At 37.0% G+C, this 24,564-nt stretch carries 15 protein-coding genes; 5 read left to right on the top strand and 10 right to left on the bottom strand.

The features are described 5' to 3' along the window. Nucleotides 1-344: 344 nt before the first annotated feature. The gene (locus FAY30_RS02395; RefSeq protein ID WP_149868390.1) at nt 345-842 is read right to left on the bottom strand and encodes an LURP-one-related/scramblase family protein; all 498 of its coding nucleotides are present in this window, start codon (nt 840-842) and stop codon (nt 345-347) included. A gap of 389 nt (nt 843-1,231) precedes the next feature. On the opposite strand from FAY30_RS02395, the gene FAY30_RS02390 reads away from it, so the two are divergent. Together FAY30_RS02390 and FAY30_RS02385 are read left to right on the top strand one after the other, a co-directional pair. After that, on the top strand, nt 1,232-2,344 hold the full coding sequence (locus FAY30_RS02390; RefSeq protein WP_149868389.1) for a site-2 protease family protein: 1,113 nt from the start codon (nt 1,232-1,234) through the stop codon (nt 2,342-2,344). A 303-nt stretch (nt 2,345-2,647) separates the two neighbouring features. After that, nucleotides 2,648-4,093, top strand: coding sequence for a L,D-transpeptidase (locus FAY30_RS02385; RefSeq protein WP_149868388.1), 1,446 nt, complete (start codon nt 2,648-2,650; stop codon nt 4,091-4,093). Between the two features lie 317 nt (nt 4,094-4,410). Here the strand turns inward: FAY30_RS02385 and FAY30_RS02380 are convergent, their stop codons facing one another. The 3 genes from FAY30_RS02380 to FAY30_RS02370 form a co-directional block, all read right to left on the bottom strand. Beyond that, on the bottom strand, nt 4,411-5,265 hold the full coding sequence (locus FAY30_RS02380; RefSeq protein ID WP_149868387.1) for a malate synthase: 855 nt from the start codon (nt 5,263-5,265) through the stop codon (nt 4,411-4,413). 651 nt (nt 5,266-5,916) lie between these two features. Further along, on the bottom strand, nt 5,917-8,220 hold the full coding sequence (locus tag FAY30_RS02375; RefSeq protein ID WP_149872563.1) for an ATP-binding cassette domain-containing protein: 2,304 nt from the start codon (nt 8,218-8,220) through the stop codon (nt 5,917-5,919). A 572-nt stretch (nt 8,221-8,792) separates the two neighbouring features. Then, nucleotides 8,793-10,472 (bottom strand): M4 family metallopeptidase, encoded by a 1,680-nt coding sequence (locus FAY30_RS02370; RefSeq protein WP_223820870.1) that lies wholly within the window; start codon nt 10,470-10,472, stop codon nt 8,793-8,795. A gap of 936 nt (nt 10,473-11,408) precedes the next feature. On the opposite strand from FAY30_RS02370, the gene FAY30_RS27055 reads away from it, so the two are divergent. Both FAY30_RS27055 and FAY30_RS02365 read left to right on the top strand, forming a co-directional pair. Continuing rightward, the gene (locus FAY30_RS27055) at nt 11,409-11,888 is read left to right on the top strand and encodes a transposase family protein (protein WP_149872165.1); all 480 of its coding nucleotides are present in this window, start codon (nt 11,409-11,411) and stop codon (nt 11,886-11,888) included. Continuing rightward, nucleotides 11,878-12,978, top strand: a complete 1,101-nt coding sequence (locus tag FAY30_RS02365) for an ISL3 family transposase (RefSeq protein ID WP_190284793.1) — start codon at nt 11,878-11,880, stop codon at nt 12,976-12,978. Before FAY30_RS27055 ends, FAY30_RS02365 begins: the two co-directional genes overlap by 11 nt. Nucleotides 12,979-13,254: 276 nt before the next feature. Here the strand turns inward: FAY30_RS02365 and FAY30_RS02360 are convergent, their stop codons facing one another. From FAY30_RS02360 to istA, 3 genes are all read right to left on the bottom strand, one after another. Further along, nucleotides 13,255-13,956 carry a hypothetical protein gene (locus FAY30_RS02360; RefSeq protein WP_149868385.1) on the bottom strand — a complete coding sequence of 234 codons (702 nt, stop codon included), beginning with the start codon at nt 13,954-13,956 and terminating at the stop codon, nt 13,255-13,257. Between the two features lie 368 nt (nt 13,957-14,324). Next, entirely contained in the window at nt 14,325-15,068 is a 744-nt protein-coding gene (gene istB / locus FAY30_RS02355) for an IS21-like element helper ATPase IstB (protein WP_149868384.1), read from the bottom strand. After that, nucleotides 15,065-16,621, bottom strand: a complete 1,557-nt coding sequence (gene istA / locus FAY30_RS02350) for an IS21 family transposase (protein ID WP_149868383.1) — start codon at nt 16,619-16,621, stop codon at nt 15,065-15,067. The genes istB and istA overlap by 4 nt, the downstream gene beginning before the upstream one ends. A 583-nt stretch (nt 16,622-17,204) precedes the next feature. Between istA and FAY30_RS02345 the strand changes: the two genes are divergently transcribed. Next, a complete protein-coding gene (locus FAY30_RS02345; protein ID WP_149868382.1) occupies nt 17,205-17,369 on the top strand; it encodes a YjzC family protein in 165 nt (54 codons plus the stop codon). Between the two features lie 648 nt (nt 17,370-18,017). Here the strand turns inward: FAY30_RS02345 and FAY30_RS02340 are convergent. The 3 genes from FAY30_RS02340 to FAY30_RS02325 all read right to left on the bottom strand — a co-directional run bounded on the left by FAY30_RS02340 (nt 18,018) and on the right by FAY30_RS02325 (nt 24,141). Beyond that, nucleotides 18,018-18,902 carry an AlbA family DNA-binding domain-containing protein gene (locus FAY30_RS02340; RefSeq protein ID WP_149868381.1) on the bottom strand — a complete coding sequence of 295 codons (885 nt, stop codon included), beginning with the start codon at nt 18,900-18,902 and terminating at the stop codon, nt 18,018-18,020. A gap of 583 nt (nt 18,903-19,485) precedes the next feature. Continuing rightward, nucleotides 19,486-22,428 carry a hypothetical protein gene (locus FAY30_RS02330; protein ID WP_149868380.1) on the bottom strand — a complete coding sequence of 981 codons (2,943 nt, stop codon included), beginning with the start codon at nt 22,426-22,428 and terminating at the stop codon, nt 19,486-19,488. 21 nt (nt 22,429-22,449) lie between these two features. Further along, nucleotides 22,450-24,141, bottom strand: a complete 1,692-nt coding sequence (locus FAY30_RS02325) for a DUF262 domain-containing protein (RefSeq protein WP_149868379.1) — start codon at nt 24,139-24,141, stop codon at nt 22,450-22,452. Nucleotides 24,142-24,564 lie beyond the last annotated feature (423 nt).

Raw genomic sequence — 24,564 nt, 5'->3', positions numbered from 1 at the left:
TAGGGTGCATACACACCCTTAGCCCTGTAACGCCGGCATTGCGTCTAAGCTACTTAAAAAAATTCTTTCGCTTCGCCCTCGGAGGCCCACTTGCTGTTACTGCATCTATCCGGCTTACACCATCCCGGATTCGCTGAGAGATCGTTTAACAGTTTAACTCCCTCGTCTACGGTTTATAAAAATGGTAGCATCATAGATTTTTGTTGTCAACAATATTTTTTATATTAAGAAAACTCAAAAACCACTTGATTAAATAACAAAATAGATAACAACTGCCCTTCTGAAGTTTATCTGTAAATTTATCTGTTGATTTCATATAATTACCTTCTCCGTAATTTGGGAAATTAAATCGTCGATGCCGAGGAAGCAGCTGCGTCCTCTGCCTTTACACAATCAATTGCGACAACAAGCGCAATAACGATAGCTTCCATATTTTCATCAATGATTTGAACTTTGTAGCTATCGCCCCAAGTAAACCACTCCTTGTTCACTTTACCAACAACTTCACCATGCTGCATTACCTGAAATTCCATATCCCACCAATTGCCATGTACTTCAATGCCTGCTGCCTCAATCGTATAACGTGCTTTAATGAAAGAAAGTTCTTTCTTAATCATTAACACCTCTTGACCATTCACGTTAACAAAAAACTTCGGTAAAAAGCTGAACGTCTTTTTGGTAATAAGTGCAACTTCATTTCTTGCATTATTCATAATGGTGAAAGTCTTTGGGACTTTCATAAAACTACCTTCCACGTAATATACATCCTTCTCCTGCTGATCCTTTACCGTGAATTTGCCACCCAGACTAAATACCTTCTGCTTAATATAAAGCTGCTTCATACTGCGCCTCCTCTATGGTGACAGTTCATATTACCCTTCAGGGCAAATAAGAACCATTCCAATTGATTTCACTACTTAATATTTATTTTCATTGTTGCCTCTTACAATATTTAACAATAATCCCTTCCATTTCTTAGTTCATCTCCATCCCATTACGTACTTTAATTTTACCATAAAATACCACGTCATAATGTGTGTCCTCATTAAGCTCCAATTAGTAAAAAAGGAAAATGGAGCCAGTTTATTAGGGTTGGTTATATGCCAAAAAAACGAATGAAAATTGCTTGTTCTTCCCAACCGTTTAACCAAATTTCCAACCATTTCCTGTATAATGTTTGTAAAGCTATATTTTGATTTTACATCGGGCAGGGATTTAAGGGGATGGTTATTTGAGTAAAACGAATGTAACTAGCAGCAAGAAAACCTATTGGGGGATACTTACGGCAATAGGGGCATTTTTATTTGGTAAATTAAAGTTTGTTTTAGTCATTTTTAAATTTTTAAAACTCCAAACACTTGTGAGCATGTTCATTTACCTTGGCACCTATGCCCTTTTTTTCGGTTGGAAGTTCGCAATTGCTGTAGTCTATTTGTTATTTGTTCACGAAATGGGGCATTTATATGCTGCTAAAAGAATTAAACTTCCGGTTAGCCCTGCTGTATTTATTCCATTTGTCGGAGCAGTGATCGGCCTGAAGGAAATGCCTAAAAATGCAAAGGATGAAGGATTCGTAGCATACATGGGTCCGTTATTCGGGTTGTTATCCTTCTTGCCTGCGATTCCATTGTATTATTTTACACATGAACCTTTTTGGGCACTTCTGATTATTTTGGGAGGAATGATCAATTTATTTAATTTAATCCCAATCACCCCATTGGACGGCGGGAGAATCGTTGCGGGAATCAGTACGAAACTATGGGGGTTAGGCATCATCCTTTTATTGGCGTTTTCAATAATAAAACATATTTTTATAGGATTTATCATTGTCATCATGGGCGGAATAGAATGGTACAAAATATATAAAAAACAAAAAGGTCTGCATGACAATAAAATGGAAGTACAAGAACTGGAGCATTTGATAGGTAAAATAAAGCAAGGATCAAATGATTTAGATTTCGTTCAAGAAATGACCAGCAAGGCAAAACAGAAAGTTTCAAACCAGGAAATTACTAAAATATTATATACACTGAATACAGAAATTGAACAAATGAAAAAGGATCGCTACCTTCAACAATTATCGGGTGTCCCAGTATGGAATGAAGATGACCTTCATCATAATCAACAGGTTATAGAAAATATCCTCAACAGATTGGAAGAAAAATTACTCGATTATAAAAAACAAGTACAGATAACGGAAAGCTATTATAAAACAAGCAAAGCAACAAAAATGCAATTATTTCTCATTTATATTGGTCTGATCATTGTACTATCCATCAGTTATTATTATGGCAATGAAATTCTTATGAATCACCAAGAAATACAAGAAATCATGGGGAAATAAAACGGAATTTAAGATTAGGTGCCTAGGGGGAAACCTCCCGCACCAATTGAAAATTTCTTAGATTCATCAAAAAGACATCTTAATAAATCTGTTAATAAAGCAAGAGGGCTGCCGATTTTCCGGCTGCCCTTTTTTATATACATAAAGTTTAATCCTGCCCAAAAACCGACAATGTTCGAATCTGACATTTTGTAGAATAGTAGTATAAATTACATTTTTCTAAACAGTGGTAACCAAAATTACAATATCAATTGCTAATGGCTAAGATGTTTAGGACAGAAGGTCAGTATAGGGGGTAACTTAATGGAAAGCACGGTAAATGTTCAAGAAATGGAGAAACAACATGTAAATTCAGCTAAATGGCATGCAAACTGGAAGTTTATTACAGCAGGGATCATTCTTATTATCGTGCTTTTCATTGCAGCAGGCAGCTATTATCAGGCAAACCATTTTAATTCACAAATCAAGATTAATGGCATCAAAGTCGGTGGAATGACTGCTGATCAGGCGCTAAAAAAATTAAAAGCAACCGTATTAAAAAATGTTGTCTACATCGGAGAACAGCAAATTTTAGATGGAAACGATACAAAGATGGTATTTTCGGATGAGGACCTGCCCGACGTCAAAAAATTATTAAAGAGCCAGCGGACTTTTTTTCCTTCTTCAAAGGTTAAAGATTATTCAATCATGCCAAGCAATCAGGACCAGTATCGAAACCAGACATTGAAAAAACAGGTAGAAGAAAAGCTGTTAGCCATGAATCAAAGTTTAAAAGCGCCACAAGATGCGATGGTTCGTTTGGAACAAGGCAAAATTGTTGTCACTAACAGCATTAGCGGAGAGCAGTATGATGTCGCTAGTCTATTGAATGATTACGAAAAACAGCAAGAATATATTAGTGAAATCCGCCTCAATCCAGCATACATACAGCCAATTAAAGAAGACAGCGAGTTTATTAAAAATCAACAGAAAAAGCTGGAGGAATTTCTTGCACAGACCGTCGATTATCAGGTACAGGATAAAGTGTTTACGTTAAACGCGGGTGAATTAATTAAAAATGCTTCTATTTCAAAAGATTTGCAGATTAAGCTTGATGATGCCGGTGATATTAAGAATAAGATTGCTGAAATTAACAATTCCCAATCCACATTAAATAAGGACTTCACCTTCATGACCCATTCAGGTTCGGTGATATCGGTGAAAGGTAAAGGCTATGGCTGGGCCATCGATGTTGATAAAGAAATACCGGGCATTATGAGCGCTTTTGAAAATGGGGAGAAATCAGTTTCTGCGTCTAATATTTACGGTCATGGCTGGAAGGGTGAAGGCTACGGATATGACACAATCGTAAACAATGGTATTGGCGATACGTACGCTGAAGTCTCCATTGCAGAGCAGCGAATTTGGATATACAAAAATGGAAAATTAGTCGTCACTACGAATGTTGTTACCGGGAATCACAGCACTGGTCATGATACATCACCGGGTGTGTGGTATATCCTCTATAAGCAAACGCCTTCCGTCCTAACGGGCAGAGAAAACGGAAAAATCACTTATCAGGTAGATGTAAACTATTGGGCTCCTTTTACAAATGACGGTCAGGGGTTCCACGATGCCAGCTGGCGGGGCAATTGGGCAAGTAATGCCTATCTTAGTGCAGGATCGCATGGCTGTGTCAACACACCTCCAAGTATTATGAAAACTGTATATGACAATCTCAGCACCTATGATCCGGTTGTTGTTTATTGAGGGAAGTCCTAAAAGTATAACTTTTTAGGAACAGATGGCTCTTTCTTTTCAAAGAGTTAATGATTCTTAAGACAAAGAAGGCAACTAATGGTTAGTTGCCTTCTTTTAAAATGAGTTGCAACACGCACTTAACGTGACTAGAGTGTATGTGGCCATACAATATGAGATGCTGGTAAGTTTTCAATCACTGTTCAGCTATTTATCCCTGATACTTAGAAGACTCCTTCCACGATAAAGAATCATCCTAATTATTCTACAGCAGGAATAAACAGCAAACACTAATCAAACTTCCTGCTAAAAAAGCTTTGGGCTAACAACTAAATACGCAATAATGCGCCATTAGGTTTTGGTAACTCTTGATCTGTTATCTGATTCATTTTACAGAAATGTTTAAAAAATTGTTGTGCCTGCTCTCGTTCTTTTGGGTCACTTTTCAACGAAACGATATCAAGCAAAATTTGAGCCAACCATGAATTTTCAAAATATCGGTATTTACCTGTATTCCATGTCATTTTTTGTGGGAACTTCTCATTTACATAATATTCCCAGAAAAGCATCTGATTAGATTCCTGCTCTGAAAGTTGGAGTCTGTATATTGAATGAGCAGGGATATATCCATCTTCACAAAGTTTACCGATAAAATCTTCATTCACCATATAGACACCTAAGATACGTCTGTCTTTTTCAGGCATGCCAGGATCTATAGCTGTTAACAGGACAGCGCTATTTTGGTGTAAGCGGATGGGTTTGTTTGGCTTCCCCTTGTTATTACCACTTTTTATTACACCTGAAAAAACCTTCCACTCTGAAAAAGAACGATTCCGTTCTTCTGTGTCACACCAAAAAACCATTTGTGATTCGGGATGTAGTTTATGGTTTTTCATAAGTTTTTCATGTTCCAAGCGAAGTTCCTGGTTTTTCCGTTGTAGTTTTTTTTCCTCTTCCTTCTTCCATTCTTCCTCTCTTCTTTCACTTTCCTTTTTTTGTATAATTTTTTCGAGTAAATTAGCAGCACTTTTATCAAGCAGCGTTATGTGCTTTCCAAATACATCGGGGAAAACAAACTTTTTATTTTCCGATGCGAAATGTATTTCAATAATAGAATCATTATGCTTAACTATACTCCCCGTGCCAAAACGCTTGTGTGTAACTTTCTTATTGATTAGATTCAATATTATAGGCCTCCTTGTAGAATAAAAACTAAGTTACTGTTAGATAGTAAATTGATAATTTTATTCAACTAACTTACCTTTAAAGCTTACACAACTGTTTGAATTCTTCTTTGTTTAAAAAAGGATATTAAAAAACGTATCCATCATTCTAACTGCAAAAAATACATCAGAATACGGGATACGGAATATCATAAAAAAACAATTGTAAGACAATTATAACATTTTTTATAAATTATTACAAATTTATTGTTGACAAAATATTTTACCGTGATGTAAAATAAAGTTTTATTCTCTTCAACCCCTTGAAGTACCAATGAAATAAAGGCGCCGTAGTTGTTAGGTGACCATTGATTTTCTCTGTCGATCTTAGTTAACTTTGTTCCTACTGGTTCTTTATTTTGCAGTATTATCTCTTCAATTATTTTATTTAAGCTTGAGTAAAATGGAATTTGATTCTTGAGTTACAACAATATCTTGTTGTTCAGAGTTTCCATCTGTATATTTTACATTTACGCGGATTATAATGTCATCATCTACGAACAAGCCTTTATTTATGGTATAAGTGATTGAGTCGATATCTTCTCGAGTTACATTTGCTAAATGATAAAAGAACGAAATTCTTCCTTGAGAATTCGTTCTAGGTAGTAAGATTTAGATATTGGCCGACCATACGCCCCGTTCCGAATGTCTTCTAACTCCATCCTTTAACCATCTCGCCGTCAATGTTTCTGCATTTAACATCTCTTCCGGTGTTCCTTCGAATATAATTTGTCCGCCTTGTTTTCCTCCTCCTGGACCCAATTCTATTACCCAGTCGCTCGTCGCTATCAGGTCTAGTTTGTGTTCAATTATTATAACGGAATTACCTCTGTTTACAAGATTTTGAAATACATCTAAGAGTTTTTCATTATCTTCTGAGTGCAGTCCTGAGGATGGCTCGTCTAACAGATAGATTTGGCCCTCTTTTTGTAAGTGGCTTGCCAGTTTAAGACGTTGAATTTCTCCGCCGCTTAGGGAACTTGTCGTCTGCCCTAAGGTCAAATAACCTAATCCCACATCTTTTAGCGTGTGCACTCTTTTTATGATTTTTGGTGCTTTAAAATAATTTATAGCCTCGTCTATTGTTAAATCTAAAATTTCAACTATATTTTTATCTTGATAGCTAAACTTAAGCGCTTCGTCTGAGTATCTCGTACCGCCACATGCCTCACAAGGGATCGTCACTGGATCTGCAAATGCTACTTCTGGCGTTAGGACACCTTTTCCTTTGCAGACCGGACATGCTCCTAAGGAGTTAAAGCTAAACAATCCTGCCGGTTGTCCTGTTGCTTTTGAAAATATTGCGCGAATATCATCCATTATTCCCATATAGGTAGCCATAGTTGAACGATTGGAAATTCCTATACCGCCATGTCCTACCGTAATGGATTCTGGATACTTTTTCGTGAAGGCCTCCAATATTAAGGAGCTTTTACCTGAACCAGATACTCCGCATACAGAGACTAAGACATTTTTAGGAATATTGACGCTTATATTTTTTAAGTTATTGTTACCTGCTCTTCTTATTGTAAAATAACCTTTTATTTCCCTTGGGTTTTTATTTACTTTTAGCTGGTGCTTTAAGGCTGTTCCGGTGGGAGAGTTTTTTAGTCCTTCTAATTTTCCTTGATAGACAACTTTTCCTCCATTTACACCTGCTCCTGGTCCCATCTCAATTATTTCATCCGCAGCTTTTATTACTGATAGATCATGTTCGATTACGATTACGGTATTATGTTGGTCTTTTATTCTTTTTAGCATAATAATTAACATATCCACTTCTTCTGGATGGAGTCCCGCACTTGGTTCATCAAAAATATAGGTGATATTATTTAGACTGCTTCCTAAATGACGAGCGATTTTTACCCTTTGAGCTTCACCGCCGGACAGGGTGCCCATTTTTCTTGACAGACTCAAATATCCCAGTCCCATGTCGACTAGTTGTTTTACATACGGGATCGCCTGTTGTGCTATCGATTTCCCCATAGGATCTTTTATATTCTTTAGTTCTTCTAGAATTTCTGGCAGCTCCAATTGGTCGTATTCTGCGATATTTAGGCCATTTATTTTGCACTCTAATACCTTGGGGTTTAAGCCTGAGCCTTTACATGTTGGGCATAATGAATGTGTTGACACTGCTAAGACATCATCTTGGGAAACTTGTTTTAGTTTTGAGATGTCTCTATTTATATAAACACGCGTAAATCTAGGTAATAACCCATCCCACTCTGCATTATGGGGTCCATTTTTTGTGTGAAACGGCGCATAGGCTCTTTCACCTTCTCGGGGACCATATAAGAACAGGTGGAGTTCTTCTTCTGAGTAGTCCTTTATCGGTTTATCTGGATCGAATAATCCGCAGGTCATCATCCAATGACCTTGCCAACCTGAAGGCGATAATGGTTTAAATTTCACTGCATATTCTCGAAGTGACTTATCGTAATCGATCATCTTATCAAGGTCTGGTGCAATGACTTCCCCATATCCGCTGCATTCAGGACATCTGCCAAAAGAACTTTGACTTGAAAAATCAGTGGCAGAACCGATCGGTGGACTTCCTACTCTCGAGAACAAAAGTCTAATTAATGGATCAATATCCATATAGGTGCCCACTGTTGAACGGGAATTGCCTCCTATAGGTCTTTGTTCTACTACTACAACCGGGCTTAAGTTTTGCATAAGATCGGCGTGGGGTCGTTCGTACCTTGGCATTTGATTTCTGACATAGAGAGGATAGTTCAAAGTCATTTGTCTTCTACTCTCTGTTGCTAATGTATCAAAAACCACTGAGCTCTTTCCTGAGCCTGAAAGACCAGTAAATACAATGATTTTTTCTTTTGGTATGTTTAAATCTACATTTTTTAAATTATTTTCTTTAAGTCCTCTTAAAATGATTTCATCTTTTATTCCTGACATTTTACTATCCTTTCTATGCATTAATACTTTTCAATGAATCGTTCAACGATACCGTCAGAACTAAACCCATTACTTGATAATAAAAACATTCATTTCATAGTTTACCCATTTTCGCTTCACCATTACTACAGTCTTAACATGTTTGGATTATAATTGACAACGTAAAAAAGGGTCAGACAATCATGAAATTGCAAACTTTCATGATTGTCTGATCTGAAAAACTGCATGCAGCATTAATTTGGTATGTATTCAATACTTATATTGGCTTTAAACACGGCTAATCCCGACAATCAGAGTTGGTTTAATCTTAGATAAAGTATAAATAAATCAGATATCTCTTTAAAATGCATAAAGCCCTTTACACGAAAGGGCTACAGTTTTTCTATTTATTAATAATGAGTTGCGACACGCACTCCACATGTCCAGTGTATATGTGGCTACACATGGGATGCTGGTGGAGACCATAACAAAAAATCCCCCAAACTCTTAGTCTGGGGAACATAAAACGCACTTCAATATTATTCTAAAATCCATAAAAATATTGATTCCTGCGGGCAGATTCAATTATTTAATTAGTAGATTCCCACCGCATCAAATCCGGAATTAGTTGCAGCCACTTCCGCGCTGCCTTCACCATAAAGATCGATTGCAGACTGAACAGCCGCCTTACGCGCGTCGCTAAAATTGGAATTTGGCGTTAAATAAACAGATAAAGCACGGTAGAAAATTTTTCCTAACTTTTCCCTGCCGATATCTTGTGCAATCAAGTATGCGGCATGGTTTGTAATCGAAGAGTTAACATGGACACCTCCGCCATCAACTGAAGTTGGCATATGATAAAATTCATCCATATGTTTCGGATAGACGCCGCCATTTGTGCTATATGCCCTTCTTTGTGCGTTTTGTACAATAACACTATGTGGATCTCTTAAACTGCGCAATACTCCATTACCCTTAGCTTTTTCAGCAGGCGCCATAATATCCTCGCCCATTTCCCAATCATCATCGTCAACGAGTGCGCCAAAGATGTCAGCGAATGATTCGTTTAGTGCTCCAGATTGATTTTGGTATACTAAATTTGCTGTATTAGTGATGACGCCATGAGTCATTTCGTGGGCAGCAACGTCTAGGCCGGCTGATAAAGAAATCATGAACTCACCGTCACCATCACCATAGGTCATCCAACGCCCATTCCAAGAGGCATTGTTATAATTGGTTCCATAATGGACTCTAGAGATGATGGCCATCCCTTTACCGTCAAGGGAATTGCGACCATGCTCATTAAGGTAATAGTCATATACCTTTTCTGAATTATAGTGTGCATCGACTAGAGCCCGATCATAGTCGCCAATAAATGCAGCAGAATTTCCAACATATATAGTATCGTTACTGGAAGTATTATCATTTTTAGCATCATACGTGATAATGCCTTTAAGACCCTCATGAGAATAATCAGCCAACGCAAACTTAGTCCCAGAATTCGGTTCCTTCACTTGGGTAATATGTAATTCCCTGTGAGCGCCATGTACCCCTTTCCCAGCACCTTTTTGTGTTTTCATTTCATCCGCATGCATTAAGCCATTATACTTATCGACGACTTCTCCCGTTTTTGCATCCACAAAGACAAACCAGTTTCCAGGTTCATCACCCATAAAGTTAACATTCACTTTATAAGCCGTATGATTTTCCCCTTCAAATGGGTAGACAACAAGCTCGGAAGTTGGCTCATATGTCAGCTCTTCGGGAGCATTGACAGAGGATAATGCCGCCTTTAGTGCAGCATCACTACTTAAAGAGGCAGTCGTGTCCACTGCATCATCGGCAATCGTCTGATTTACTCTTCCGTTGACGGATACGACTTCATTATCCCTATTAAAATGAACAATAACTTCGGACCCTTCTACATTAACTCCATTAATTGACTGATTAAAGCGGACATGAGTCATACCCAATTCATCTGTTTGCGTATCTTTTATTTTTAGATTTTTACCCGGATTTTTAATTCCGGTTTTACCTTCGTTTTTCTGTAAATAATTTACTGCATTGGCTGGATTGCTAGAAGAGAATTTCTCGGCAAATCGCTCCTTTACAAATAATGGGACGCTTGCCTTCTCATTCCATTCCTTAGATGCTTGTACACTATTAACCACCTTCGAATCAACCGGCTTCGCAAATACATTACTAGCTGGAATAGAACCTACCAACAACGCCGACGACAGAACTGCAGGAACAATAAACTTCTTCTTCAACATTTGCTACCCCCTATTATTATCAGTCGGTTTTATTATAAATAAATAAATATATATTTACATGAATAGTTCGAATTATTTAAATTTTATAAATATTAGTTATTAAAGCCTAGATGCTATTTTATGGTAATACAACTCACCAATTGGGATGGCGAGACATTCATAATTCTTCTAAATTTATTGGATTTTCTATACTTTTGTTGTAGTTGATTTAAACTAATTATAAAAAGTAGGATCCTAGCTAATTTGGAATATGCATTATAATAGGTAGAATGATAGTCAATTTGACACGGAAGCTCTTCGGGAATGTTGCACGGCCATGCCGCCAGGTTTTAGGAGAGTTAGCGACATTGGGGTCCGTTCCAAGAAAAAAAGTGCCAGGCACCTTCCAATTTAAAACTAATAAATATCTCTTTTTCAAATTCAAACAGCCCAGTCCTAAGACTGGGCATTATTATTACATTATTGAAAAATGAGCTGCGAGACGCACTCGACGTGGCTTGAGTGGTGATGGCAGACATATTGATGTAGCAGTGTTTACCTTTTTAATTTTCTATAAAAAATTCTAAAACATCGCGCCTGTTTGTGGAAAATCAGAGAATAATTATATTTGCTTCCTTAAATAAGCCTAACTGCCCCACCTTCGCCAATGAAGTATACTATTTTCTTTCTTTTATATGTCTTACAATAATGCTTCCAATATGTATTGTAAAGTAAGAGGAATATACAGAGGAGGAGGAGGGATAACATCTTGCTCAATTATGAATATCTTAGCTTTAATCTGATGATCGAATATTTTCTTAACCAATTAAGTGTAACCGTCAAGTAGAAATCAACAGTTTTTAGTAAATAAGATTGGTTCTTACGCAAACATGGTGAAAGCATTTTTTACTGCTTTTCGGGTATAGCAATACTAATACTCAAAGGGCGGTGGTTACAATGGTCATTTCAAACTTCAATGAACTTTTCAAGTTCGACCAAAACGTTGAAGTCCTTTATACCATAATGGAACCGGATGCAATGTATGCCGTGTTAAAGATATGTTCAAAACATGCACAATGCCCAGAATGCAAACATGTATCGTCTCGACAGCACAGCCAATATGCTAGGAAAGTCGATGACCTTCCGGTCTCAGGTCATTCGGTTCATATAACCGTTCTATTGCACAAATGGTTTTGTGGTAACAAAGACTGTAAGGTTAAAGTATTCACCGAACGTTTGAACTGGTTAAGCCCTTCCGCCAGAAAAACAAACAGGCTGGAAAACCTGATTCGTCATGTGGGATTCACTAATAATTGCCTGGCCGCTGAAAAAATCTGCCGAAAAATGCGCATTTCGATAAGCCATGATGCCATTCTGTACCGGATTAAAAAGGAAGAACCGGTTCAGCCAAGGGAGTGTCCCTTTCGTGGGCATTGATGATTTTGCTTTTAAGAAAAGAAAACGGTATGGCACGATCTTCATAGACCTACAAACAGGTGATATCCTTGATTTTTTACCAAACCGAGACAAAGAGTCAGTAAGGAGCTGGCTCATCAAACATCCTGAAATTCAACTGATTACAAGAGATCGTGCCCATGCATATAAAAATGCGGCAGAGGAAGCGTCACCAAAAATCAAGCAAGTTGGTGATCGTTGGCATATCCTCCAGCATCTTTTTGACGCAGTTAAGAAGACGATTAAGTCTATTGTGCCGCCAAGATGGAAACCGACTGGTCAAGACTCAAATGTCCAACAATGCAGTTCATCACGCCCTTTGCCAAAACGGCTCCAGCCTTTGGTGGAACACGAAGAAAACGTTTGGAAGAGAATTCAAAATGCCCGGCGCCTTCAGAAAGAAGGCAAGAGCATCACAGCGATCGCAAAGCAGCTAGGTATTTCCCGTAATACCGTTTATAAGGATTTAGCTACGACATCGAAACCGTCCCTTAAACGAACTTCTTTATATGACCGATATCTTCCCCTTATCCGTAACATGATCGCAGATGGATCAAAGGGTGATGAGATAGAGGCTGCGTGCAGGAAAGCAGGGTTTGGTGGACATCGCAACACACTAAATTACATGATTGCGGACGAACGCCGGGATATCCGAAATAAAAAGCCACAGACACTGAATCTTCAACAGGCAATCATCCGGATCCTTTGGGATAAGGACGTACAGAACCATAAGAAAGCATTTAAATCCTTGTATCCCAACCTTCTAAAAACGTTCCCATCGTTAATGGAAATTAGCGAATTCATTCAATCCTTTAGGAGCCTTTTTGAGGAAAAACATTCATCCGGCCTTAGAAAATGGCTGATTGAACATAAGCACTCACCATTTACTTATTTCCAAACCTTCCTTAATGGCATCAGAGGTGACATTAAGGCTGTTTATTACGCTATAACATTACCTTGGTCAAACGGGAAAACTGAAGGAACCATAAATAAGTTGAAAAATATCAAACGGATGATGTATGGACGTGCAGGTATAACGGTGTTGTTAAATCGCTTACGTTTCCAGGGTTAAAACTTGATTAATATAACATTTTTTTACCGAAGGTAACACTTTTACTTAGGGCTACAAACATTCACCAAAAAGACGTAAGAACCAACGGTGTTGTTAAATCGCTTACGTTTCCAGGGTTAAAACTTGATTAATATAACATTTTTTTACCGAAGGTAACACTTTTACTTAGGGCTACAAACATTCACCAAAATGACGTAAGAACCATCCTTATTTGTGGAATACTGTTGATTCTAGTTTATCGTTTACATTAAGCTACAGATTAAGTAACTAATATCTCTATGGTTCGTATTTTAATTGTAAATCTCCAAAAAATACTTTATTTAGAAAAGATAATTTCAACTTCGCTTCTTTGAAATCTTTTTCATTTAAATCATTTAAAATAATATAGACATCAATGCCTTCAAAAAAATTTAAAGCAAGTGTTTGAGTTTTAAAATCATCAATTGGACTAAACTGATATGAAAAAACCTCCTTATTTCCCCCTTTTACTTCAGTATTCCAATGCATTCTTTCACTTTCAATCATTTTAGATGCTCTTATATTAAATTCTGTACCCTCTGGATCATCTGGGTGATTAAATAATTTTGAAACAATTGTAATCTCACCAATAAATGATTTGTTATTCTCGTGGTAATACAGTCCTCGTGCTATAGATTCAAATGAGTAATTTAACTTTTGAGTATCAACATTTATCCATAATACAGGGAATTCCTTATCTTTGAGTTTTATAATTTCACCACTTTCAATATCTAGTAATTTACTATTCCGCTTTCTACTTCTTTCAATTTTAGTTAGTGTTTGCACATAAGCTAAACCATTATTCCCAACTTTACCCGACAAAGTTACCATTAAATATTCATCTAAATTTGATTTACGTAAGTTATGTTCATCACATGATGGAACGGTAATTAAATGTTGTCTATAAGTCTTATTAAATATACGTTTTACATCCTTATCTTCTGGAATGTATATTGCCATTAAAAAGTGCCACTAGTGCCAAATTTTAGTGCCGCCTGTGACAAAATTGAGTGCCACTCTTGCCATCTTGAGTGCCATGACCTTTTGCCCAACTTACCAATTCCGGATATAATACATTAAACGAAACAGAGGATTATTGATGAAGTGGTACCGTTTATGAAAGAGGAATAGATGAGAAAACTAAAAATGCGCAGCTGTTAGAAGAGATAGATGAGTTAAGGCATAGAATTAAAGAATTAGAGGCTGGAGAACCGGTCACTAAGAGAAATATAATTATCCAATATTTTTAATTCCCCCTACCTAACTAAACTGGTAGGGGGATTTTTTTAAAGAATCCCAACCTACCTTGCGGTAGTGGTGTCAGAAGTCTATTCTTTTATTCCATGTCTTTCCCTCATAGACGTTTCCCCATCTATGAATATATTATATGAATCATGGATAATCCTATCGAGAATGGCATCTGCGAGGGTACCCTCTCCAATCTTTTCATACCATCCTTGAATATCGAATTGAGAACAGAAAATAGTAGAGGCGACCTGATGGCGCGATTCTACTATTTCCAAAAGGTCACGCGCCTCATTTTCCCTAAGGGAAGTAAGTAGCCATTCATCCAAAATAAGCAGATCCGCTTTCTTATATGCCTTCATTACTTTCTTATAGTTTCCCTCGCCTCGAGCAATAGCCAGTTCCTCAAGTAAATCGGGAAGACGGACATATTTAACTGTGTAAAACTGGCGACATGCGGCAATTCCAAACGCGCAGGCAAGATAGGACTTGCCGTTCCCTGATGCACCTTTGATGATTAAATTGTGTTTCCCCTGAATATAATCACCAGATGCAAGCCTAAGGATTTGAGTCTTATCGAGCCTCCGGTCTGCGTGGTACTCAATATCTTCTATGCAGGCTTGGGGATAACGGAAGTTAGCCCCCTTGATGATCCGATCTAGCTTATTGTTTTTGCGGCGTGACCATTCGATGTCGACAATCAAAGCGAATCTGTCTTCGAAGGGGAGCTCGTTGAACTGTTCATTCCGCAGTTGTTCATGGAATTGTTCTGCCATTGCACTTAAACGCATTTCGTGTAATTTGGTTAATGTGCTTTCGGTTGTCATTTATCTTTCCTCCCATAGTAGGCTGCGCCTCTTACAAAACCATGCGTAAAGTCTTGGTCGACTTTATCAACATCAGTAGTTCGAGTGGCAGAAGTATTCAATTTATCCTGTCCGGTCTTTAAAATGGTTTTAATACTATTAAGATTAGGCCTTGGCGAATATGAGAATGCCCGTTTACAAGCAGATTCTAGACGTTCAATGGAATATTGATCGGCCAGTTTGGTCAGCCCCATGCATGACTTCAATGCCTGTTTTTCTACCTTATAGGAATTTAAAAGTGCATTAACCATCGCCAATGAATTGGGACCAACTGCTTCAGCCCATTTCAAGAAATAGTCCCGATTGAAATCAAGATACTGCTTGTGCTGAATCGGCATATGTTCCGGAATAGTAGAGAGCTGCCCATCCTTTCCCTCTAGCCTCATATGGGATGCAATTCTGAAATTCTTATAAAATATTTCTATGATTTTTCGGGTTATCCTTACATCGACCTCGTATTTGATAAATTCATAGGGAACCGAGTAATACATTTTATCCACTATTATGTGATAATCATATTGTACGGTTGCCTTCTTCCAAGTTGCCAACTCGTACGGAGAACCAGGTAACGGAAGGAGCGCGAACTTCTCTTCCTCCATGAAGGCAGTTTGCCTGCTTCCGCTTTTCTTTTGAAAATCCTTCTGGTTGAACTCAGCCAATTTTTCCTTGATTGCCTTGTTCAATTCATTTAGGGTAAAGAATGTTTCATTCCGTAGGGAAGCGATAATCCAGGTTGAAATAATCCCCACAGTCCGTTCCACATTCGCTTTGTCCTTTGGTTGCCTTACCCTCGCAGGCATGATAGCTGTATGATAATGTTCCGCCATCTCCTGATATGTTCGGTTAATGACTGGATCCGTAGAAGATGCTTTAACAACCCCTGTTTTTAAATTATCAGGGACAATCATTTGGGTAACTCCACCGAAAAAGTCAAAAGCGTGGAGGTGAGCGGTAATCCAACTGGCGGTGTCCATGGACACAAAGGCTTCCACATAAGAATATTGACTGCACGGAAGTGCAGCTATAAATACATACGCAGGAATGGATTCGCCTGTAAGGGAATCCTTTAGAAATGCAGTTTGGCCGGCCCAATCGACCTCCATGATTTCTCCTGGCTTCCTCTTAATCCGCATCGTTGCCTTGGATACGGTCGCATAATTATGATAGAAGCGGCAAAACTGGCGGTAACTATAGGGAATTTCCCTCCGTTGCCTACATGCTTCAGAATACTCATGCCATAACAGGGAAAGAGTAACACCACTTTTGGCCATTTCTTTGTGGATGTGCTCACAGTCAGGCTGCTTCCTCAAATCCGACTTACCTTTTTCCGGATAGAGTACATTCTGAAGGTCAGTGTCAGTGAAGTCACCCTTAAGCGGCCAGGAAACCTGTAATTCATCAGCCCTTTTTATCACATTATTAACAGTATTGCGAGAACAACCGCAACTAGACGCAATACTGCGGTTACTGAGACCTTGGTCGTTCAATCTCAGAATTTCACGGTATTTGATCACAAAAAAACCTCCTGTATAATGAATTTGCACAATAGTGTGCAAATTCATTATACAGGAGGTGGCACTGGCTATGGCAGAGGTGGCACTGAAATCTGTCAGAAGTGGCTCTGAAAAATGGCAGAGGTGGCACTTTTGAGTGGCAATATACATGGAAACAAACATCTAGGTGGAACGTGTTCCATAGAAACTGATTCAGTTTCACACCAATAGCACTTTTTTTCTACCATTTACTTCACCTTCTATTCTATTTACTTTTAAAGCTCAACCTTAACTTATGGATCATTAGTTACTACGGCGTTATTTTTACGGGCTCGTAAGTTGGGATAAAAAGTATTTTTTTGAAATTGTAGTACCATTCGTACACAAATTTGATAGTGAAATTGTTTAAAAAATAGCAATTAAATTTACTTATAACGTCAAATTAGGAATCTTTTATCACTTTTGTAGTTACCAATTTATATTAATCTTCAAATATGAAAGGTTCTTGTCATCCCTAGTTATACTAGGTTGTCAGTTAAACCTTAACTTGCAGCTTCAATTATAACAAAAATTGGTATAATGATTACAAAGGAGGTGGTAATCTATGAGCGACTTAAAAAAGCCTGGAACGGATAATCAACCACCAGGAAAATATAAAGAAGTAGGCCCTAGAGGTGGTGAAGTTAGTAAACCTCGGGTAGTTGAAATTGGACCTGGAGATAGGCTTCCACCAACACAAGAAAAAGGACGTAAATGGCAAAAGCAATGACAAATATATTTAAAACCACCTAAAACGCTGTCATCTAGGTTCTAGGTGGTTCTTTTTACAAACTTTTCTTACTTATGCAAGGGTTAACCTTACTCCTAATATTAAACCATTTAATAAAATTGTCTGTTAAAAGGAACAAAAACCAGAACTTAATCAAGCTTCTACTTTCTATAATATTCTTGTCAGCTGCCTCACAAAGTCCAGAGTGTATGTGGCAACATATGAGAAGTTTGTGAGATTAATCTAACTTTCACAGTATATACGTATAATTAACCCTTGTAGCAAAAGTGCCATGGGGACAGGAACCTTCGCTCAAGGGGATAAAAGCTATAACACATATGCAGATATTGTGGATTACAGAAATCCCCAAAAGTGTGATTTCTTAAGATTGATTGCTCATGACTTGGACCGAGGTACCTGTCCCTGTGGGTCTCCTATTCCAGAGGTCTTCCTAACTAAATAGAAATCGTTCTGGTTAACAATTGAACACAATATAAACCTTTAAACAGAAGATTAAAAAAGCATTGAGCTTAATAAAAAGACTGAATCACTACTGGATCCAGCCTAGATTTGTATTGATTATACAATCGAATCAGGATTAAGAATATAAGGGACTGCCGTTTTTCTGTTCAGGCGACTACTATTTTTCTAATTTTTTATTTTCCATAAAAATTTACCTTTAGCAAAAACAATACAATCTTGTGCCCTACCTACATATTCATTTCCTAATGTATCCAGTAGATATAATTTAAAATTCAAATCTAAATCAGAATGACCGTATTCGTCCATTTCTAAACGAAGACAATCACTAGATTCAAAGCCAAATCTAAAATCATTTACTATTTCAGATTTTGGAGGAATCTCCAAGCGATAGTCTGCACCTGGTATATGATGGGAATGTCCAAAGAGACGATGATGAGTACGTAATTTTTGTGTGTCCCACACTTCTAAATACCCCTTATAAACCGTAATTGGGAAATCGGTACAGTTTCTAAAAGAACATTCGAGGGAGGCACAACCACTCTCTGAATCAACAGCTCGTAAGTATCCATCAAGAATATGAATTTCAAATTGACCTTGCTTATAGAAATAATCGAAATCTGTTCTTGTAGCAAAATCATTTTTACTTCCTCGCCGAATATAACAAAAGCCTTTATGTAATTTATTAAAGTCTTTTTTTAGTAAGTAGGGTTGGCTTTTTGGATCTCTAATTTCAAGTACAGCCAACAAGTGATTTTTATATGTGAGGTAATGAAGCTGACAATCTAACTGTGGCTCAATGTTTTCGAATACTAATTCTTGATAAGTCGCTGCATCAATTGGCTCTGTAATATTATAAAGCTCTTTTTCTTGTTGAGCTGATTCTTTCACACCAAATATAATGTATCGTGATCCATTAACTTTAGCATTCGCCATGGCAATTACATCTTTTAATAAACTATCGTAATTTGCTTTTACATATAGCCCTTTTTTAAAATCTAAATGTTCACTCTCGGTTTGATCAAGTAAATGCTCGAGTAACGTTTTATCCATATTCTACCTCCCCTATTATTTTCATTTTACCTCTTCGCAAAAGAAAAAGACTGGATCACTTAGTTTCAAAAATTAATAATTTTCTTATGTACTTTTCAACAGTGAAATACTTTTGTACATTTACACGCCAATATATATTGATTTCAGTGATTGTCACCCCTCGAAATTTAGCAAGTAGAGTATAAAATACTAATACTTTTTCCACTATGTTTTTTTGGATGTCTGAAGGTATATTTTAATGTATCAAAACACAAATAAATCCCCTTCCAAAACTGATCTGAAATTCATCCTTAATATAATTTTCGTAATCACTTCCACATGGCTTGAAAGGACAGAATGAATGTCTTTCGAGCCAATCCGTTCTTGGAAACATATCCACGGCATTTTTTACACTATCGGTAGGCGGGAATATATCGACCATCAACAGTCCCGTTTCCATTTGGCCCGATGAGATAGCAAACTATTGGATACACCCCCAACCGTTTGACTAAATATATCATAGTCACTTTTGAGCTGTTTTTAGCACATTACTGCGTAAACGACCTTTGAAAAATGCCTTGTCGGTACGAGTAAATGTGTTTGATTATTGCTTTTCATACACAATTTGTGGGTGCCCGAAATGGCCAACAGATACCATCTTATGTTGTTTTAATTTTGCAGCATACTTTCCATTTTCAAGATATCCTTTTATAAACTGAATCACTTCAATCTCAGCCTCATCTTTTTCAAGTAACGCTGGCCAATATAACGAATCACAAACATAAGGATATTTCATATCATCCGGATAGTTATTAGTAAAACCACTTACAGTATTGAACTGCAACTCACAGCGGTATTGACCATACCTAAACTTAAAGTAAATTGGAATATGTTCATCGAGAAGGGTATCTCCTCCTAGAATTCTATCAAGCCACTTTTCTAATTCTTCATATTTTAATGTTTCCTGGATTTCAGACTTATCACAATATGGATTGAAGCTTGGCAGTTCATCATCCGTAATTGAGCAAGCGCCAAGGATCAAATAGAAAGCAAGTAAAGTCTGATCTCTGATTTCTTCAATCTCTTTTAGTTCATAAACATTGTCCTTGTGGAAATGGTCATTTCTATATTTTATCCTATACTCTGTCAGCTTATCGGTAATGTAATATCTAGCAAATTTATTAACATCCCATAAATCTTGGTAATGTTTCACATAACCAATTAGACTTGCGAGCGTAATATCTGCATCAGATTCATTCACATCCGAGTATTCAATATAATCACGGTTGCCTTTCTTCTTGATATCTTTTCCTGTATTAATTGAAAGTCTAACTATTTTGTACAAGAGCTGTTCGACAGCTTTTAGATACCCTGCAACAATTGCGGTTTGTTCTAAGCCACTTGTTGTAGTGTGCATAGAATAATACCACTCAGCACTTAGGAAACTTTCAGCCAAATCCGAATCACCGAGAACTGCTCTATTAAGCTCACGTTCAAAATAATTACGATTAATAATCTCTATCTGCTGGTCTCGTAAATCCGGCACATACTTTTTGTAATCAATTGCCTTTATCATATCCAAAGTATTCTTTTTAAAGGCGTCCATCATATCCTTTGATGGTATAGTAACCGTGCTGTATCCAATAAGTTCTCTTATTGAATTATTAAATCTTGTAGCATACTCTTTATAAACACCATATTCGTTCTCGCCCAACAGTGCAAATAAATCTTTTAAGGTTTCATATGTTACAAAACCATCTGTCAATGCGGTTTCATGATTCACTATGATATTTATTGTTTCGGTTTCCCCTTGCAATTCAACAAGTGCAATAACCTTAATGCCATCAAGCTGATACTTCTCTTTAAGTTGTTTCCAATTAATTACTCTCTCTGTTATGCTAGTAGAAAAAATATAGGCTATACGTTTTCCATCTTCCATTCTTGTAAAAGAAGGCATATTGTTATATTTTTCATCACCATCAAAAGGTTTATAAGTCACATTATTTAATGTAAATAATCGCATGATTAACTTTTCAGTTTCAACCATCAAAGGATATGTGCTCTTCCTAGTAATTCTGCTATATAATTCCGAATTATTATCTGACGTAATTAAGACCGAACGCTGCATAGCCATCATTACCTCTTGTGCTTGAGACATATCATCCTTGCATTTCTTTACGTGATTATACATACAATCAAAAGCGTATTCATATAAACCACTATTATCCATAAGCACCTCTACATCAATATTTTGAATCAATTTTTCAATTTGTGACTGCTGTTCAAGTATCATTTCGGCTTTTGTTTTTCTATTCATCAAACCCTTAACATCTTGAGCGACATACTTCACTTCGTTCTTTATAGATAAAACAAAGGCCCCTACACCTGCAAAATTTATTCGTAACAATGTATCAGAGAATACTTTCGCATTATCTTTTGGATTTTTAATTTTAGCTCTAATCACAGCATCTGCACTATCAACAACAGAAAATGTTCCTGTTGCTAATGTTATCATTCGTGTAATACAACGATTGTTAAAAGGCATAAAACGGCTTGGTTCTAAGCGTTTTAAATCTAAAATTGAAGAAATTTCCTTTTCAGAATACTCGTGTGCTAATCTTCTTACTAAGTAAAAACTTCTTACAATGCATTGGTTGATAAGAACTGGTACCGCTTGTTTAACGGCAAAGTTTCCAATACCTATCTCCGTACGCAAATCAAAACGAATCAAATCTTTATTGTTAGTATGCTCAAATGCCGTACCATTAAATAGTTTTGAAATCCAAACTGAAAATCCAATGTCATCATCTTTATATTTGACATTTAATTCCTTGAATAAAGGAGTGGCTGAAAGCACCTTCGCTAATGACAAAAGTGGTCCTGGTATTCCTGTTCCTCTACCTGAACTTCCACTTGAGCCAGCCATATCACTAACGAGATGGAGGAACCACCCCACAACACCAAGCATCACTCGTTCCTCGAATGATTTTCCCAATGCAGCCGTTTCAGGAATATCAGGAGTTATAATTTTACCATCGGTATCTGTTCCATATCCCTTTCCTGTAAATTGATTAAGAATAGAACATATCAATCCAAATGGTGATGCATGGTGCGAAAAATCACGCAAATGATGTTGTAATCCACCACCAAATTCGTTGGTAAGTTTATCTGATGCCAAAGGAAAATTGTCTTCTAAGAACTTAATACAACCTTTCAAATCGTCTTTTTTGCATTCTTTATTTGTAAATTTCTTAACAAGATTGCTTTTCGCAATTTCAATTATAAGATTATTTATCTGCTCCGTCCCAATATCCTGGGCATATCTCAATGAGAACTCGCCAACCCAAAGTACATCTAATGCAGCTGTTAATATTCCACTTGACACAGCAACTAGGCAATCAACCTTATCTGCTTTGATCTCTTTATCAAAAGATAAAAAATCTTCTATAACAACAGGAGCAGCACTATTTTCTTTTATTTCATTGGAAGAAAATTTATATCGCATAGCAATGTTATCAAGTTGTCCATCCCATGCCTTTACATCCATCTTGCATACTCCTTTCTTCTCTTACCCTAACAACTCACGAATTTTCTCTGTCAAAATAGCTTTTCTCTTTTCATAGAATTCATCAAAATGCTCTAATTCAAAAGAAACACCATCCGGGATAATTGCCTCCTTGCAGAATTTTGCCTTTTGCTCATCATTCATATCATTGTAATAATCAACGAGGCGCATAGCATTTTTGCTACCGTTACTTCTACCTTCAAGAAGTTGTAAATTCGAGAGTCTATTACGGTTGCCTCTCCATCGTCTCCAATCTTCCATAGAAACGGATATCGGCTTACTGCCATCAAATCTATCAAACGGATGGAGATGGTCTTGTTCATACTTGAAATTTTTATTTGTCCAATCAAGGCTCAAATAGTATAAAGCCTCCCCTGCAACTCTGCTTCCTTTTTCTGTATTTAGAATGTCTTCTATTTTGCCATCTGTTACTCTAAGGTCATTCATCTGCTCAAGCATATCAACCGTGATTTCTTGATCATTGCTATTAATGCTGCTCTTCATCTGTTGCAGTTTCCCTGTTGTGCCAGATTGGAAATAGGTGAACAACACTGCTCTAACCAAGTAGGCACGGATGCCCTCAAGATTGTTATTATAATTAGGATTGTAATAAATGAAATAGACGATTGGAAGTAGTACGTTCCAGCTACTTGAAAAGCGGCTGACCTCTATCTTCATTCCTTTCAGCACAATTTCCAAGTTCTTAAATGCTTTTTTGAATTCATTCCAGTTATTCTTAAGTTCCTCTGCTATCTGCTTACTAATATTAGATTTTACAACATCACCATAAAGCATAAGAGCAGAACGGATAATAAAATCAGATCCAAATCCGACATAAGAATCAGCGAGTAGCTTCCCAAACTCAGTCTTAGCACTTGGCCAGTAAGCCTCAAGAATAGACATCGTTATTTCAGACTTGCGGAGCGCTTTACCACCGCTGTTAAATCTTACGAACATTTCCAGAGCATCGTCCTGCTTCATATCCTGAATTTCCGTAAAGCGAATCAGCTTTTCCACAAATATTTTATTGTACAGCTTATTCAGAATTTCCCTTGCATACTCTTTGCTGTCTGCCGGAACATTAACTATGGCCGCCTCAATAGCTTGTGGTCTTGTTGTTTCATCCTGAAATTTCTTATCTAGGATGTTTTTAATTTCAAACTGTGTCGGACTCAGTTTTCCAACTTTCTCACTGAATTTGATATCATACTTTTTACTATTGTATTCCTCTTCATCAACAGTCAGCTTATTCTTATTCAGTTCAATCAGTAACTTTGTAACCAATCCACCGTTATTATTTCTTCTTGCGTGTTTCTGGCGGATATATGAATTTCCCAAAAGGGAAAGGAAAAGGGATGTTAATCTCTGTTGTCCATCAAGTACTGCTGTATCTGTAATCCTTACATCAATATTACTTAAATCATAATTTACGCTGTCTGCCTGTTTTCTACTATCAAAGGTTACCTCAGACAGAAAGTTGCAGAAGTATGTATCCCAGGTCACATTGTCATCGTCCACGTGCCAGAACAGGAATGTGGCAATTGGGTAATCAAGCAGAATAGAGTCCCACAGCTTTTCTATCTGCTCCATGCTCCAAACATACTGTCTTTGAAATGCAGGCATTACATATTTTCCGTCTTTTATGTTCTGTAAAGCTTCGTATATTGTAATACTGTTATCTATTAATCTGCTCAACCTTGTGCCCTCCTCTTTAATTACAAAACCATGATTTGTATTTCATAGTGTATCTTCAATCTCTTGCCAAATCATTTTGGTTCGCATTATCCTTAGTACTTTTGGGTTTAATATCCAAATGAATTATCTCAAAATTTTTTTTAGCAACATAATACCTTTTCTTGGTAAACCCTACTAATTACAATATTATCAGAAAATAAATGAATTTCTATTGTATTCTTATAAACAAAATTAGGCTGATTTGAAAATCTATTCAAATCAGCCATTATCACTATTCTTTCTGTTCTCCATTGCATTCTATTTCCGTCCAATCCATGAAGATGACCACCATTTTTCCAATTTCAAAAACATTGATGTGATCCAGTGTCTTTAACATAAATATCAAAATCCGTTATGTGTTTTGCGTTCTCTGTATATCTTCGA

It is taken from the genome of Bacillus sp. S3 (genome assembly GCF_005154805.1).
Taxonomy (GTDB): Bacteria; Bacillota; Bacilli; order Bacillales; family Cytobacillaceae; genus Neobacillus.
Note: the sequence above shows the minus strand (reverse complement) of the source record. Positions and strands in the feature narration are given on the sequence as shown.